Source organism: Nocardioides sp. 616 (genome assembly GCF_002930065.1).
Taxonomy (GTDB): Bacteria; Actinomycetota; Actinomycetes; order Propionibacteriales; family Nocardioidaceae; genus Nocardioides; species Nocardioides houyundeii.
Genome location: NZ_POAG01000011.1, coordinates 34,457 through 48,852, shown reverse-complemented (window position 1 = coordinate 48,852; position 14,396 = coordinate 34,457). Strand labels below are relative to the sequence as shown.

Below are 14,396 nucleotides of genomic sequence, written 5' to 3'. Positions count from 1 at the left end.
CGAACTGCGCAGATGCGCCGCCGTGGCGGCACGGCAGGTCCGCCGCACCGACCCGGTCGTCGCCTGGCGCACTCAGACGAGCGGCAGGCGCTTCTGGCTGCGCGGGAGCTGCTCGTAGCCGCGGGTGACGGCGTTCGCCAGGCCTTCGGCGGGGAACGGCCACTCGGCCGCGGCCAGAGCCCCGGTCACGGCTACGCCGCGGCCGGCGAGGTCGCGGATGGTCTCGGCCACGATGCCGACCTCCGCACGCTGCTGCTCGACGAACTCACGGTCCACCGGTGCCCCGTGCCCGGGCACCACCACAGAGCGCGAGGTCGTCAGGCTCAGCACGACGTCCAGCGCCAGGGGCCACTCGAAGGGCCACGAGTCGGGGCCGTACGACGGGGCGGCCGACTGCTCCACGAGGTCACCGGCCAGGAGCAGGTCGACGTCGGGCACCCGCACCACCAGGTCCCCGGCGGTGTGGCCCCGCCCGGGGTGGACGAGCTCGAGTGTCCGGTCGCCGAGGTCCAGGACGCGGACCGACGAGAAAGTGTCGGTGGGCAGCACCACGTTCGTGGCCAGGACGTCGTCACGGTGCGGGTCGTCGGAGGCGGCGTACCGCTCGCGCACCCGGGCGGCGCCGGATGCGAGCTCGGCGAGGGCCTCCTCATGGGCGTGCACGGGAAGGGCGCCGTACGCCTCGCGGAATGCCTCGTTGCCGAAGGTGTGGTCGAAGTGCCAGTGCGTGTTGACGACGGCGGTCACCTCGCCGACCCCGAGCCGACGTACGTCGTCCACGACGGCACGTCCTGCGGTGGTCGAGCCGTGGGTGTCCACCACCACCAACCCCCGGTCGCCCGCCACCACCGTCACGTTCGCGTCGAACCACTCGTAGCGGGCGACCCAGACCCGGTGTGCCACCTCGGTGAAGTCAGCCATGGTGGCGAGCCTAGTCCCGCGTGGCGCGCCTAGTAGACTTGGCACTCGCGGGTTCGGAGTGCCAATGTCAGGGCTTACCGGTCCCGTGCCCTGCCCGCCCCATGATCTCGACGAGGAGTGACCCAGTGTCGGAGGACCGCAAGCTCGCCGTCCTGCGTGCCATCGTGGAGGACTACGTGGCGACCGAGGAGCCCGTGGGCTCCAAGGCGCTGGTGGAACGTCACGGTCTCGGCGTGTCTCCGGCCACGGTGCGCAACGACATGGCGGCACTGGAGGACGAGGGCTTCATCCACCAGCCTCACACCAGCGCTGGTCGGGTGCCCACCGACAAGGGCTACCGCCTGTTCGTGGACCGGCTCACCACGGTGAAGCCGATGAGCGCCGCGGAGCGGCGCGCGATCTCGACCTTCCTCGACGGCGCCGTCGACCTGGACGACGTGGTGCAGCGCTCCGTGCGGACCCTGTCCCAGCTCACCCGCCAGGTGGCAGTGGTGCAGTACCCCACACTCTCGCGCAGCACCGTCCGCCACGTCGAGGTGGTCGCGCTGGCGCCCACCCGCCTGCTCGTGGTGCTGATCCTGTCCACCGGCCGCGTGGAGCAGCGACTGGTGGACACCGAAGGGCTGGCGCTGGACGACGAGCTGCTCGCGGAGCTGCGCACCCGGGTGAACGGGGCCGCCGGCGGCCAGCGGATCGCCGATGCCGGAACCGCGCTCGCCGCCCTGCCCGACGAGGTCGCGGAGCGGGAACGGCCGTTGGTCACCGCCGTCGTCGACGCCCTGGTCGAGGCCATGTCGGACCACCGCAGCGACCAGCGGGTCGCGGTGGGCGGTGCGGCCAACCTGGCCCGCTACGGCGACAGCTTCGAGACCGCTGTGCGTCCTCTGCTGGAGGCCCTGGAGGAGCACGTGGTGCTGCTCAAGCTGCTCGGTGAGGCGACCAGTGGCGGCGCCGTCACGGTGCGCATCGGAGCAGAGGGCCCCTACAGCGAGCTGGCGGCGACCAGCGTGGTCGCGACCGGCTACGGTGCCGGTCCCGACGCGCTCGCGAGCCTGGGCATCGTGGGGCCCACGCGAATGGACTATCCCGGGACGATGGCGGCCGTCAGGGCTGTCGCGCGCTACGTGTCGCGCATCCTCGACGAGGCCTGAGCCCCCATGCACATACAGATGACGGACGAGAAGGACGAAGTGTGAGCCAGGACCTGTACGAGCTGCTCGGTGTCGCCCGCGATGCCGACGGCGACGCCATCAAGAAGGCCTACCGCCGGCTGGCCAGGCAGCTGCACCCGGACGTCAACCCCGATCCGGAGACGCAGGAGAAGTTCAAGGAGGTCTCGGCCGCCTACGAGGTGCTGTCGGACCCGCAGAAGCGGGCCTACTACGACCGCGGTGGCGACCCCTTCGGCGCCGGCGGCGCCGGCGGGTTCAGCCAGGGGGCGGGCTTCTCGTTCACCGACATCATGGACGCCTTCTTCGGTGGCGGCGCCCCCGGGGCCCAGGCCGGTGGCCGCGGTCCGCGCCCCCGCACCCGGCGCGGCCAGGACGCCCTCATCGCCCTCGAGGTCGAGTTGGCGGAGGCGGCCTTCGGCGTCACGCGCGAGATCAAGGTGGACACGGCCGTGGTCTGCACCGCGTGTCACGGGGAAGGCGCGGCACCCGGCAGCACACCGGTGCCCTGCGAGACCTGCCGCGGAGCCGGCGAGGTGGCCCACGTGCAGCGCTCGTTCCTCGGCGAGATCAGGACCCTGCGCCCGTGCGCGGCCTGCCGCGGCTTCGGCACGATCATCCCCGACCCGTGCCGCGAGTGCAGTGGCGACGGCCGGGTCCGGTCGCGTCGCACCCTCAACGTGAAGATCCCGCCGGGCGTCGACGACGGCACGCGGGTGCAGCTCGCCGGACAGGGTGAGGTCGGCCCCGGTGGCGGGCCAGCCGGCGACCTCTACGTGGAGATCAGGGTGGCCGAGCACGCCACCTTCATCCGGAACGGGAACGACCTGCACTGCACCGTCTCGGTGCCGATGACGGCCGCGGCGCTCGGCACGAGCCTGTCCCTGCCGCTGCTGGAGGCAGACCTGGCCTCCGAGGACCCCGACCTGCGCACCACCTTCGACCTCGAGGTGCCGGCCGGCACTCAGTCCGGTGCCGAGCAGGTGATCCGCGGGTTCGGCGTCCCGGGGCTGCGCGGTGGCCGCGGTGACCTGATCGTCACCACGGTCGTCGAGACGCCCACCCGGCTGGACGCCCGCCAGGAGGAGCTGCTGCGCGAGCTGTCCGCGATCCGCGGCGAGGAGTCCCCCGAGGGCACCGTCAAGGACTCGCAGAAGTCCGTCTTCGGGCGGCTCCGCGACGCCTTCAACGCGCACTGAGGGTTGTCGTGTCCCTGCCGGTCCACTGGGTGCCGACCCTGGTCGACGTCCGACCCGGCGACACCGTCGAGGTGACCGGGGACGAGGCCCACCACGCCGTCGCCGTACGTCGGCTGCGCGCCGGCGAGCGGCTCGTCCTCACCGACGGCGCCGGGCTGCGCGTCACCGGCGAGGTCACCGGGGCCCACAAGCGCTCTCTGGAGGTGCGGGTCGAGGACCGGGAGAGCGTGGTCCGCGCCGGACCGTGGTTCACGGTGGTCCAGGCACTGCCCAAGGGGGAGCGCGGCGAGCTCGCCGTCGAGGTGCTGACCGAGGTCGGTGCCGACCGCATCGTGCCGTGGGCGGCCTCCCGCAGCGTCGCCGTCTGGCGCGGCGAGCGGGCGGTGAAGTCCCACGCCAAGTGGGCCGCCACCGCTCGGGAGGCGGCCAAACAGGCGCGGCGGGCCTGGTTTCCCGAGGTCGCGCCGCTCGCCTCCACCTCGGAGGTGGCCGCGCTGCTGGCCGCGGCCGACGTCGCGGTGGTGCTGCACGAGGAGGCAACCGCCACCGTCGCAGAGCTCGAGCTGCCTGCGAAGGGCCATGTCGTGGTGGTCGTGGGCCCCGAGGGCGGGATCAGTGCCGAGGAGCTGGAGACGTTCGCCGGCGTGGTGCCGGTGCGACTGGGGTCCGAGGTGCTGCGCACCTCGACCGCGGGCGTGGTGGCCCTCGGTGCGCTGATGTCGCGCACCTCGCGCTGGGGCGCTGGGACTACCGCAGGGTGAAGTCCTTGGAGTCGGTGGTGGGCCCGTGGCCCTCGCCGTCGGAAGGGTCGTCGGTCGAGGCCACGAAGGTGTAGCGCCCGGGTGCCAGGCCGGAGAGGTCGATCTCCTCGGTCTGCCAGGGGTAGAGCTTGTCCATCCAGCCCTGCGCGGTGGCGAAGCCGCTCAGTACGACGTCCTGGCCGCGACGGATCTCCCAGGGGACGTTGGCCTCGGGGGAGCTCGCCACCCCACTGGCGCGCAAGGACCCGCTCAGCCGCGAGTCCTGCTCGGGGCTGGTGACGTTGACCAGGCCCAGCACCTCCAGCGGGTCCGCGTTGGTCACCCCACCGGCGGTCGGCACCCCCAGCAGGGTGCTCGGCTCGCCGCCGAGCAGCACGGTCATCGGCGCGCGCGCCTGGATGACGGCTTGCAGCGTGTGCAGCAACTGCTGGACGGCGAGCTCGGCGTGCGCCCGGCTCATGCCCCGGGGGCGCTTGACCCACGCGCCGTCGGCCAGCTCCACGACGAGCAGGCCGTCGCTCGTCCGGACGGAGCCGAACGAACCGCGGGGAAGCAAGGTGCGGTAGTCGGGGTCCAGCACGTCACCGGAGGTGAGCAGCGCCGCAGCCTCCGCAAGCGGGTCGTCCGCGGACACCGAGCGGAATTCGCGGAAGAGGCGCGGTCCCGAGGGTGCGTCCCCGACGAAGTACACCCCGACCGTGGTCCGCTCGGCCGGCACCGACGTCGCAGGACCCTCGGCCTCGGGGTCCGCGGTCTCGGCGGGGGCGGGTGTCGGGCTGGAGGAGACAGAGGGATCCTGGGCCACGGACGAGGGGCTGTCCGCCGCGGGCCGGGTCTCGGGATCGGCGCGCTGGGCCGCGCATCCGGTGGCCGCCGCGAGGAGAGCGGTCGCGGCCAGGGTCCGCGTCAGGGAGCGGGCCAGGGGGCGGGCCAGGGCCTGGGCCTGGGAAGTTCGTCGGCGGAGTCCGGTCATGGCCACGAATCTGCCAGCAGGCGCGGGCTCGGCGCCCCTGCCACGCCGGGCCCGCGCCAGACATCGGGCGGAGAGGGGGAGACAGCGGCCTGGCGACGTGTCAAAGTGACCCCATGAGTGATCCGAGCCACACCGCCGAGTGCCTGTTCTGCGGCATCGTCAGGGGTGACGTGCCCGCCGAGGTGGTGCTCAGCACCGACACTGCCCTCTGCTTCCGCGACACCATGCCGCAGGCGCCGACCCACGTGCTGGTCGTGCCCCGCAGCCACCACGCCAACGCGGTGGAGCTCGCCCGGCACGACCCCTCGGGACTGGCCGAGCTGGTGGAGGTCGCCGACAAGGTGGCGGAGTCCGAGGGGCTGGCGGGTGACTATCGACTGGTGTTCAACACCGGTGCCGGGGCCGGGCAGTCGGTGTTCCACACCCACCTCCACGTCCTGGGTGGGCGTCCCATGAACTGGCCGCCCGGATGAGCCGCCGGGTGCGTGCCGCACTGCTGTCGGCCGTGCTTCCGCTGGCGCTGCTCACCGCCTGTGGCGGCGACGACGAGGCAGCGCCGGCGCGGAGCGACACGCCGGCGGCGGGGAGCTCGGCCGAGGACGCCTCGCACCCCCACACCGACGCACCCGTGGTCGGGGGCAAGAAGCTCCGCCCCGGCGAGGAGCGGGTGACCGTCGCGATGCAGGAGCCCTACACCGCCTCGGCGCCGACCGGGGTCGGCACCGACGACTACCGGTGCTTCCTGCTCGATCCGGGTCTGGAGGAGGACAAGTACCTCACCGGCACGCAGGTGCTGCCCGGGAACCCGGACGTCGTGCACCACGTGATCCTCTTCGAGGTGCCGCCCGACCTGGTCCGGAAGGCCGAGATCTTCGACGGCGTCGAGGACGGCCCGGGCTGGACCTGCTTCGGAGGGACCGGTCTCACCCCGTCCGCGCAGATCGACGACGCGCCGTGGCTGGCGGCCTGGGCCCCCGGGGGCAAGGAGACGGTGACCAAGCCCGGCTACGGCAAGCGGCTGGAGAAGGGCTCGCGCATCGTCATGCAGGTCCACTACAACCTGTTGGCCGGCACCCGCGCCGACGTGAGCGCCACCCAGCTGCGCCTGGCGCCGGTGAGCAAGCAGATGACGCCGCTGACGACCATGCTGCTCCCGGCTCCGGTGGAGCTGCCGTGCCGGCCCGAGCACGCCGACGGCGAGCTGTGCGACCGCGACGTGGCCCTGGCCGACGTCAAGGAGCGCTTCGGCGAGAAGGAGGGCAGCACCGCAGACATCTTGCACCTGCTCTGTGGCGAGATCGATCCCGGCGCCTGGCAGTCCTGCAAGCGGACCGTCAAGGAGCCCATGACCATCCACGGGGTCGCCGGGCACATGCACCTGCTCGGTCGACAGCTGAAGATCGAGGTGAACGCCGGCACCGATCGGGCCCGTACGGTCCTGGACATCCCGGTGTGGGACTTCGACCAGCAAGGCGGCATCCCCATCAAGCCGGTGGCCCTGCAACCCCAGGACACGGTGACGGTGAGCTGTCGCCACGTGCAGTGGCTGCGGGACCAGCTGCCCTCCTTCGAGGGACAGCCCGACCGCTACGTCGTGTGGGGCGAGGGCACCACCGACGAGATGTGCCTGGGGATGCTCCAGTACAGCAGGCCATGACCGGTGGGGCGGCGCACCTGGTGGGCGTAAACCGACTGCGCCCGGGTGATGGCCTCGGCGTAGGATTGGCCATCTCGACCTGCCGACGCGAAAGGCCGCCCGCCCGGGGCATCCATGACTGAGACGCCACTCACCACCAAGCACACCGTTGTCGTACCCGCCAGCATCAACATGGTCAGCCTGTTGGGACCCGGTGACGAGCACCTCTCGCTGATCGAGGACTCGTTCGACGCCGAGGTGCACGTGCGTGGCAACCGCATCACCTTCCACGGGGACGCGGGCGAGATCACGCTCGCCGAGCGACTCGTCGACGAGATCGTGGCGATGCTGCGCACCGGCCAGGGCATCACCACCGAGACCGTGGAGCGGATCATCGCGATGCTGCGGCAGGAGACCACCGAGCGCCCGGCCGACGTGCTCTCGCTCAACATCCTGTCCAACCGCGGCCGCACCATCCGCCCCAAGACGCTGAACCAGAAGCGCTACGTCGACTCGATCGACAAGCACACCATCACCTTCGGGATCGGGCCGGCCGGCACGGGCAAGACCTACCTGGCGATGGCCAAGGCCGTGCAAGCACTGACCAGCAAGCAGGCCACCCGCATCATCCTCACCCGTCCCGCGGTGGAGGCGGGGGAGCGGCTGGGCTACCTTCCCGGCACGCTGAGCGAGAAGATCGACCCCTACCTACGGCCGCTCTACGACGCGCTGCACGACATGATCGACCCCGAGACGATCCCCAAGCTGCTGGCCGCCGGGACCATCGAGGTGGCGCCGCTGGCCTACATGCGCGGGCGGACGCTCAACGACGCGTTCATCATCCTCGACGAGGCCCAGAACACCTCTCCCGAGCAGATGAAGATGTTCCTGACCCGGCTCGGCTTCGGCTCCAAGATCGTGGTGACCGGAGACGTCACCCAGGTCGACCTGCCCGGCGGCACCAAGTCCGGGCTCAAGGTGGTCGAGGGCATCCTAGAGGGCGTCGAGGACGTCTCGTTCAACCGGCTCACCAGCCACGACGTCGTCCGCCACCGGCTCGTCGGCAAGATCGTGGCGGCGTACGACGAGTTCGACGCGCGCAGCGAGAACGGCGTGCAGCAGGCCCAGCGTCGGGTTGCCAAGTCGAGGGAGCACCACAGTTGAGCATCGAGGTCCTCAACGAGTCCGGACACGAGCTGGACGTCAAGGCGCTCGCCGGCCTGAGCCGTTTCGTGATGGACGCCATGCGGGTCCATCCCCTGGCCGAGCTGTGCATCAAGGCCGTGGACGAGGAGACCATCGCGCAGCTCAACGAGCAGTGGATGGAGAAGGAGGGCCCCACGGACGTGCTCGCCTTCCCGATGGACGAGCTGCGTCCCGGCCTGGTCAACGAGGAGCCTGAGGAGGGCGTCCTGGGCGACCTGGTGCTGTGTCCGGAGGTGGCCCGGCGCCAGGGCGAGGCCGCAGGCCACGGCACCGAGGCGGAGATCGAGCTGCTCACCGTGCACGGCATCCTGCACCTGCTCGGCTACGACCATGCCGAGCCCGAGGAGCACAAGACGATGTTCGCGCTGCAGGACCAGCTCCTGGCCCGTTGGCGCGCCCAGACCTCAGCGCGGTGAACGAGGTCTGGCCTCCCGCCATCGCCGCCGTGCTGGTGGTGTTCGCAGGACTCTTCTCCGCTGCGGACGCAGCGCTGGCGGGATTCTCGCGAGCGCGTGCCGAGGAGCTGCTGGTCGAGGGACGGAGCGGTGCCCGCCGGGTCCTGCAGATCCTCGACAACGCTCCGCGGTACCTCAACACGGTGCTGATGCTGCGGCTGCTCTTCGAGATCGCCGCCACGGTCATCGTCTCCCTGTGGCTCCACGACCTCTTCGACGGGGCCTGGTGGCGGACCCTGGGATCGTCCCTGGCGGTGATGCTGCTGGTCTCGTTCGTCTTCATCGGGGTGGCGCCTCGCACGCTGGGACGCCAGCACGACGCCACCGTGGCCCTGCTCCTGGCACCCCCGCTGGTCGCGGTGACCCGGATCCTGGGTCCGGTCCCGCAGCTGCTCATCCTGGTGGGCAACGCGATCACGCCGGGTCGGGGCTTCCGCCGAGGTCCGTTCTCCACCGAGACGGAGCTGCGCGAGCTGGTCGACCTGGCCGAGGCCTCCGCGGTGATCGAGGAGGGCGAGCGCAAGATGATCCACTCGGTCTTCGAGCTCGGGGACACGATCGCCCGTGAGGTGATGGTGCCGCGCCCGGACATCGTGTACGTGGAGCGGCACAAGAACCTGCGCCAGACGATGTCGCTCTTCCTGCGCAGCGGATACTCCCGGGTGCCCGTGATCGGGGAGAACCTCGACGACATCGTCGGCATGGCCTACCTCAAGGACATCGTGCGGCGCGACTTCGAGGACCCCGAGGCAGAGACCGTGCAGCGCATCGAGGAGGTGATGCGGCCGGTGCACCACGTGCCGGACTCGAAGCCGGTGGACGCGTTGCTGGCCGAGATGCAGGCCTCGCGCCAGCACATCGCCGTGGTGGTCGACGAGTACGGCGGCGTCGCCGGGCTGGTGACGATCGAGGACGTGCTCGAGGAGATCGTCGGCGAGATCACCGACGAGTACGACGAGGCGGAGGACGAGATCGTGGTCACCGAGGACGGAACCCGGGTCTCGGCCCGCTATCCGGTCGACGACCTGGACGAGCTCTTCGGCATCAACGTCATCGACGACGACGTCGACACCGTGGGCGGACTGATGGCCAAGCACCTGGGCAAGGTGCCGATCCCGGGGTCCTCGGTCGAGGTGCACGGGCTGCGGTTCGAGGCCGAGCGGCCCTCTGGCCGACGCAACAAGGTGGCCACGGTGCTGATCAGCTTGGCCTCGGGAGCGCCCCACGTCGCCGACGAGGACGACGCCCCCGAGCGGCGCAGGAACGAGTATCCGGAGGAGAGCGATGTCTGACCTGTCTGCCGAGGACGCCAAGCTGGTGACGCTGGCCCGTGCGACCCGTGCCCGCGTGGGCGCGGCCCAGGGGGCGGCGGTGCGCGACAGCGACGGCCGGACCTACGCCGCGGCCACCGTGGACCTGCCCTCCCTGCAGCTCAGCGCGCTCCAGGTGTGCCTGGCCATGGCGGTCGCCTCCGGGGCCGGTGGCCTGGAGGCCGCCGTGGTGCTGGGCGCCGAGACCGACCTCGCGCCGGCCGACCGCGCGCCCCTCTCCGAGTTCGCGGGGCCGACGGTCGTGGTGCATCTGGGCGACCCCCGGGGCACGATCGTGGCCAGCACCACCTCCGCGGGCTGAGCCCACGGGCCGCCGGTCTATCCCGCGTATCAGGGGTCGCCCCAGGCGCTCTGCGCCCCTATGGTATTGAGGGTGAGCCTCGACGTAGCTCCCGAGGAGGGACAGCGCCACCTGGCCGCTGTCGCCCGGCTCCGGGCCTCGTACGCAGACCTTCCGCCCGACGCCCCGGTGCGGCTGGCCAAGAGCACCAGCAACCTGTTCCGCCCGCGCGAGCGGGCCACCCACGGCCTCGACGTCAGCGGACTGGCCGGGGTGCTGGAGGTGGACCCCGTCTCCCGCACCGCCCAGGTGCAGGGGATGTGCACCTACGAGGACCTGGTCGAGGCAACCCTGCGGCACGGACTGATGCCCCTGGTCGTGCCCCAGCTGCGCACGATCACCCTGGGCGGAGCGGTCAGCGGCCTCGGCATCGAGTCGACCAGCTTCCGCAACGGGCTGCCGCACGAGTCGGTGCTGGAGATGGACGTCTTCGTGGGTTCCGGCGAGGTGGTGACCTGTCGTCCCGGCGACGAGCTGTTCGACGCCTTCCCCAACTCCCTCGGGTCCCTGGGCTACGCCACCCGGCTCAAGATCGAGCTCGAGCCGATCGGCGGCCACGTCGCGCTGCGACACCTGCGATTCTCCGACGCCGCCGCGCTGGCCGGGGCGGTGGAGGAGGTGGTCGCCACGCGGGCGTGGCAGGGGCATCGGGTGGACGCCGTCGACGGAGTGGGGTTCTCACCCTCCGACCTGCGGCTCACGCTGGCCCGGTTCGAGGCACCCGGAGGTCGGGTGTCGGACTACACCGGGCGGCACATCTACTACCGGTCGGTGGCCGAGCGCGGCCACGACCTGCTCACCAGCCACGACTACCTGTGGCGCTGGGACACCGACTGGTTCTGGTGCAGCCGAGCCTTCGGGCTGGAGCACCCGCTGGTCAGGAGGCTCTGGCCGCGCCGCTGGCGGCGCTCCGACGTCTACCAGCGGCTGGTGGGCCTGGACCGACGCCACGGCGTCGTCGACCGGCTGGACCGCCGGGCCGGGCGGCCGGCCCGGGAGCGGGTGATCCAGGACGTGGAGGTGCCGCTGGACCGGCTGGCGGAGTTCCTGGCGTGGTTCGACTCCGAGATCGGGATGCGGCCGGTGTGGTTGTGCCCGGTGCGTCTGCGTGGCGCCAAGGCCTGGCCCACCTACCCGATGCGGCCCGGGACGACGTACCTCAACGTCGGCTTCTGGGGCACCGTGCCAGTGGGCCCGACCGCGCCGCTGGCCCCGCTCAACCGCGCCGTGGAGAGACGCGTCGGAGAGCTGTCGGGACACAAGTCCCTGTACTCCGAGGCGTTCTACGACCGCGAGACCTTCGATCGCCTGTACGGCGGTGAGCAGCTGGCGGCCATCAAGCGACGGTTCGATCCTGACGACCGACTGACCGACCTCTACGACAAGGTGGTGCGACGCCCATGAGCCTGACGTTGACCCGGACCATGACCATCGCCGAGGCGCTGGACTCGCTGCTGCGCGACGGACTGCCGGTGCGCTTCACCGCCTACGACGGCAGCTCGGCCGGTCCTGCGGACGCCTCGTTCCAGCTGGAGCTGCGCAACGAGCGTGGTCTCAGCTACATGTTGACCGCACCGGGGGACCTGGGCCTGGCCCGTGCCTACGTCTCTGGCGACCTCGACATGGTCGGGGTGCCACTTGGTGACCCCCACGCCCTGTTGAGCTTCCTGCAGGACCACACCCGGTTCCGCACTCCCAGCCCGACCGAGCTGATCTCGCTGCTGCGCGCCCTGGGGCTCTCGCACCTGGTGCCGCCGCCACCGCCGCCCCAGGAGCACCTGCCCCGCTGGCGCCGCAGCATCGAGGGGCTGCGGCACTCCCTGTCGCGCGACGCCGTGGTGATCGAGCACCACTACGACGTGTCCAACCGCTTCTACGAGATGGTGCTCGGACCTTCGATGGCCTACACCTGCGCTGTGTACCCCAGCCCCCAGGCGACGCTGGAGGAGGCGCAGCGGGCCAAGTTCGCGCTGGTCGCGGACAAGCTGGGTCTGGCCCCGGGCCAACGGCTGCTCGACGTGGGCTGCGGGTGGGGCGGCATGGTGATCCACGCGGCGCGTGAGCACGGCGTGCGAGGGCTCGGCGTGACCCTCTCCGAGGCGCAGGCAGCCTGGGCGCAGGAGGAGGTCGTCCGCGCCGGGGTGGAGGACCTGGTGGAGATCCGGCACGGCGACTACCGGGAGGTCACCGAGTCCGACTTCGACGCGGTGAGCTCGATCGGGCTCACCGAGCACATCGGGGTCAGCAACTACCCGGCGTACTTCGAGTTCCTGTCCAGCCGCCTGCGTCCGGGCGGCCGCCTCCTCAACCACTCGATCACCCGGCCGCACAACCGGCGGGTGGACACTGGCGCCTTCATCGACCGCTACGTCTTCCCCGACGGGGAGCTGACCGGATCCGGGCGGATCATCACCGCCGCCCAGGACGCCGGGCTGGAAGTGGTGCACAGCGAGAACCTGCGGCCGCACTACGCGCTGACCCTGCGGGACTGGTGCGCGAACCTGCAGGCCAACTGGGACGCCTGCGTCGCCGAGGTGGGGGAGGCCACGGCACGGGTCTGGGGCCTCTACATGGCCGGCTCGCGGCTGGCCTTCGAGCGCAACAACATCCAGCTGCACCAGGTGCTGGCGTTGCGCACCGACGCCTCAGGGAGCAACGGATTCGGGCTGCGGCCGCACTGGTGACTAGATTTGCCCGGTGAGCACCCGGGCCAGGCAGTACACCGCGCAGGTGCTGCGGCGTGAGCAGCTCTCCGCGCACCTGGTGCGACTCGTCCTGGGCGGGCCGGGTCTGGCGGAGTTCACCAGCACCGGAGTGCCCGACGAGTGGGTGGGGCTGGTGGTCCCGGGACAGTTCCAGAGCCGCTACTACACGGTGCGCGACTGGGACGGGGCGAGCCTGACCCTGGACGTGGTGATGCACGACGTCGGCCTGGTCACCGAGTGGGCCGCCGGCGAGTGCACCGGGAGCACAGTCACCATCAGCGAGCCCAAGGGCTCGTTCGCCCTGCCGCCGGACGCGGAGTGGCTCATCCTGGTCGGGGACCTGACCGCCCTGCCGGCGATGGCCCGGATCACCGAGTCCGTGGCGCTGCCGACCCGGATCTGGGCCGAGGTCCCCGACGACCTGGCCGACTACCTGCCCGCCGGCCGGGACACGACCTGGCTACGGCCCCCGGCGGGCGGCGACTCGTCCCTGGCCGAGGTGGTCGAGCGCATCGACTGGCCCCCGGGGCCGGGCTACTTCTGGATGGCGGGGGAGTCGGGGCAGATGCGGGCGATCCGCAAGCACCTGATGCGGGTCCGCAACCTCCCCGGCACGGCGTACGACGTGATGGGCTACTGGCGCGGGAACGCGGTGCGGCAGCCCCGCGCCGTGGACCCGGGTCCGATCTACCGGGCCGGCAAGGCTGCCGACCGGACCGACGAGCAGATCTGGGCGGACTACGACTCCGCCCGGGAGGACCGATGACCGAGACCACCCCGACCCACCGCAGCGGCTTCGTGTCGTTCGTCGGTCGCCCCAACGCCGGCAAGTCCACGCTGACCAACGCGATGGTGGGCAGCAAGGTCGTCATCACGTCCTCCAAGCCGCAGACCACCCGCACCGTGGTGCGGGGCATCGTGCACCGCCCCGACGCCCAGCTGATCCTGGTCGACACGCCGGGCCTGCACCGGCCCCGCACCCTGCTGGGGGAGCGGCTCAACGACCTGGTGAAGACCACCTGGGCGGAGGTGGACGTGGTCGCCGTCTGCTTCCCGGCCAACGAGAAGATCGGCCCCGGGGACCGGTTCATCGTGCGCGAGCTCGGCAAGGTGCGGCGCACCATCAAGGTCGCCATCGCCACCAAGACCGACCTGGCGACCCCCGAGCAGATCGGGCAGCACCTGCTCGACATCGCCGCGCTCGGCGTGGAGACGGACACCGAGTGGGCCGAGATCGTCCCGGTCTCTGCCGTGGACGGCAGTCAGGTGGGGCTGCTGGCGGACCTGCTGGTCGGGCTGCTGCCGGAGGGCCCGCAGCTCTACCCGGACGGTGACCTCACCGACGCCCCGGAGCAGGTCCTGGTGGCCGAGCTCATCCGGGAGGCGGCGCTGGAAGGGGTGCGCGACGAGCTGCCGCACTCCATCGCGGTCGTCGTGGACGAGATGAACCTGCGCGAGGGCCGGGACGAGGACAAGCCGCTGCTCGACATCTACGCCAACCTCTATGTCGAGCGGGACTCCCAGAAGGGCATCATGATCGGTCACAAGGGGTCCCGGCTGCGCGACGTGGGCAAGGCGGCCCGCCTCCAGATCGAGGCGCTGCTGGGCACTCCGGTCTACCTGGACCTGCAGGTCAAGATCGCCAAGGACTGGCAGCGCGACCCGCGTCAGCTGCGCAAGCTCGGCTTCTAGCCGAGCAC

At 71.4% G+C, this 14,396-nt stretch carries 15 protein-coding genes; 13 read left to right on the top strand and 2 right to left on the bottom strand.

Annotated elements, in window-relative coordinates; all coding sequences use genetic code 11:
• Positions 1-72: 72 nt before the first annotated feature.
• A complete protein-coding gene (locus C5H89_RS04085; protein WP_104105817.1) occupies positions 73-921 on the bottom strand; it encodes an MBL fold metallo-hydrolase in 849 nt (282 codons plus the stop codon).
• Between the two features lie 125 nt (positions 922-1,046).
• Between C5H89_RS04085 and hrcA the strand changes: the two genes are divergently transcribed.
• From hrcA to C5H89_RS04070, 3 genes are read left to right on the top strand one after another with little or no spacing between them, the layout of a single operon-like run.
• Positions 1,047-2,072: a heat-inducible transcriptional repressor HrcA gene (gene hrcA, locus C5H89_RS04080; protein WP_104105816.1), complete on the top strand. Its 1,026-nt coding sequence runs from the start codon at positions 1,047-1,049 to the stop codon at positions 2,070-2,072.
• A gap of 41 nt (positions 2,073-2,113) precedes the next feature.
• Positions 2,114-3,289, top strand: coding sequence for a molecular chaperone DnaJ (gene dnaJ / locus C5H89_RS04075; RefSeq protein WP_104105815.1), 1,176 nt, complete (start codon positions 2,114-2,116; stop codon positions 3,287-3,289).
• Between the two features lie 8 nt (positions 3,290-3,297).
• A complete protein-coding gene (locus C5H89_RS04070; protein ID WP_104105814.1) occupies positions 3,298-4,050 on the top strand; it encodes a 16S rRNA (uracil(1498)-N(3))-methyltransferase in 753 nt (250 codons plus the stop codon).
• Here C5H89_RS04070 and C5H89_RS04065 read toward each other — a convergent pair.
• Positions 4,037-5,023: a Gmad2 immunoglobulin-like domain-containing protein gene (locus C5H89_RS04065; RefSeq protein ID WP_104105813.1), complete on the bottom strand. Its 987-nt coding sequence runs from the start codon at positions 5,021-5,023 to the stop codon at positions 4,037-4,039. The two genes, C5H89_RS04070 and C5H89_RS04065, sit on opposite strands and share 14 nt — an antisense overlap.
• A gap of 113 nt (positions 5,024-5,136) precedes the next feature.
• On the opposite strand from C5H89_RS04065, the gene C5H89_RS04060 reads away from it, so the two are divergent.
• The 10 genes from C5H89_RS04060 (at position 5,137) to era (ending at position 14,388) form a co-directional block, all read left to right on the top strand.
• Positions 5,137-5,496 (top strand): histidine triad nucleotide-binding protein, encoded by a 360-nt coding sequence (locus tag C5H89_RS04060; RefSeq protein ID WP_104105812.1) that lies wholly within the window; start codon positions 5,137-5,139, stop codon positions 5,494-5,496.
• An 8-nt stretch (positions 5,497-5,504) separates the two neighbouring features.
• Positions 5,505-6,680, top strand: coding sequence for a hypothetical protein (locus C5H89_RS04055; protein ID WP_240181692.1), 1,176 nt, complete (start codon positions 5,505-5,507; stop codon positions 6,678-6,680).
• Between the two features lie 114 nt (positions 6,681-6,794).
• Complete coding sequence (locus C5H89_RS04050) at positions 6,795-7,823, top strand: PhoH family protein (RefSeq protein WP_104105810.1); 1,029 nt, start codon at positions 6,795-6,797, stop codon at positions 7,821-7,823.
• Positions 7,820-8,281: an rRNA maturation RNase YbeY gene (ybeY, locus tag C5H89_RS04045; protein WP_104105809.1), complete on the top strand. Its 462-nt coding sequence runs from the start codon at positions 7,820-7,822 to the stop codon at positions 8,279-8,281. Before C5H89_RS04050 ends, ybeY begins: the two co-directional genes overlap by 4 nt.
• A complete protein-coding gene (locus C5H89_RS04040; RefSeq protein ID WP_104105883.1) occupies positions 8,278-9,612 on the top strand; it encodes a hemolysin family protein in 1,335 nt (444 codons plus the stop codon). The genes ybeY and C5H89_RS04040 overlap by 4 nt, the downstream gene beginning before the upstream one ends.
• Entirely contained in the window at positions 9,605-9,952 is a 348-nt protein-coding gene (locus C5H89_RS04035) for a cytidine deaminase (RefSeq protein WP_104105808.1), read from the top strand. The genes C5H89_RS04040 and C5H89_RS04035 overlap by 8 nt, the downstream gene beginning before the upstream one ends.
• Positions 9,953-10,024: 72 nt before the next feature.
• Positions 10,025-11,395: an FAD-binding oxidoreductase gene (locus C5H89_RS04030; RefSeq protein ID WP_240181691.1), complete on the top strand. Its 1,371-nt coding sequence runs from the start codon at positions 10,025-10,027 to the stop codon at positions 11,393-11,395.
• On the top strand, positions 11,392-12,675 hold the full coding sequence (locus tag C5H89_RS04025) for a cyclopropane-fatty-acyl-phospholipid synthase family protein (protein WP_104105806.1): 1,284 nt from the start codon (positions 11,392-11,394) through the stop codon (positions 12,673-12,675). Before C5H89_RS04030 ends, C5H89_RS04025 begins: the two co-directional genes overlap by 4 nt.
• Before the next feature lie 13 nt (positions 12,676-12,688).
• Positions 12,689-13,462, top strand: coding sequence for a siderophore-interacting protein (locus C5H89_RS04020; protein ID WP_104105805.1), 774 nt, complete (start codon positions 12,689-12,691; stop codon positions 13,460-13,462).
• A complete protein-coding gene (gene era / locus C5H89_RS04015; RefSeq protein WP_101524847.1) occupies positions 13,459-14,388 on the top strand; it encodes a GTPase Era in 930 nt (309 codons plus the stop codon). Before C5H89_RS04020 ends, era begins: the two co-directional genes overlap by 4 nt.
• The last annotated feature ends 8 nt before the right edge of the window (positions 14,389-14,396 follow it).

What these genes read in the sequence shown, in the direction of transcription:
- C5H89_RS04050 (WP_104105810.1), top strand. Translation starts at nt 6,795, where the DNA reads ATGACTGAGACGCCACTCACCACCAAGCACACCGTTGTCGTACCCGCC.
- C5H89_RS04085 (WP_104105817.1), bottom strand. Translation starts at nt 921, where the DNA reads ATGGCTGACTTCACCGAGGTGGCACACCGGGTCTGGGTCGCCCGCTAC.
- era (WP_101524847.1), top strand. Translation starts at nt 13,459, where the DNA reads ATGACCGAGACCACCCCGACCCACCGCAGCGGCTTCGTGTCGTTCGTC.
- C5H89_RS04060 (WP_104105812.1), top strand. Translation starts at nt 5,137, where the DNA reads ATGAGTGATCCGAGCCACACCGCCGAGTGCCTGTTCTGCGGCATCGTC.
- C5H89_RS04025 (WP_104105806.1), top strand. Translation starts at nt 11,392, where the DNA reads ATGAGCCTGACGTTGACCCGGACCATGACCATCGCCGAGGCGCTGGAC.
- C5H89_RS04065 (WP_104105813.1), bottom strand. Translation starts at nt 5,023, where the DNA reads ATGACCGGACTCCGCCGACGAACTTCCCAGGCCCAGGCCCTGGCCCGC.
- C5H89_RS04035 (WP_104105808.1), top strand. Translation starts at nt 9,605, where the DNA reads ATGTCTGACCTGTCTGCCGAGGACGCCAAGCTGGTGACGCTGGCCCGT.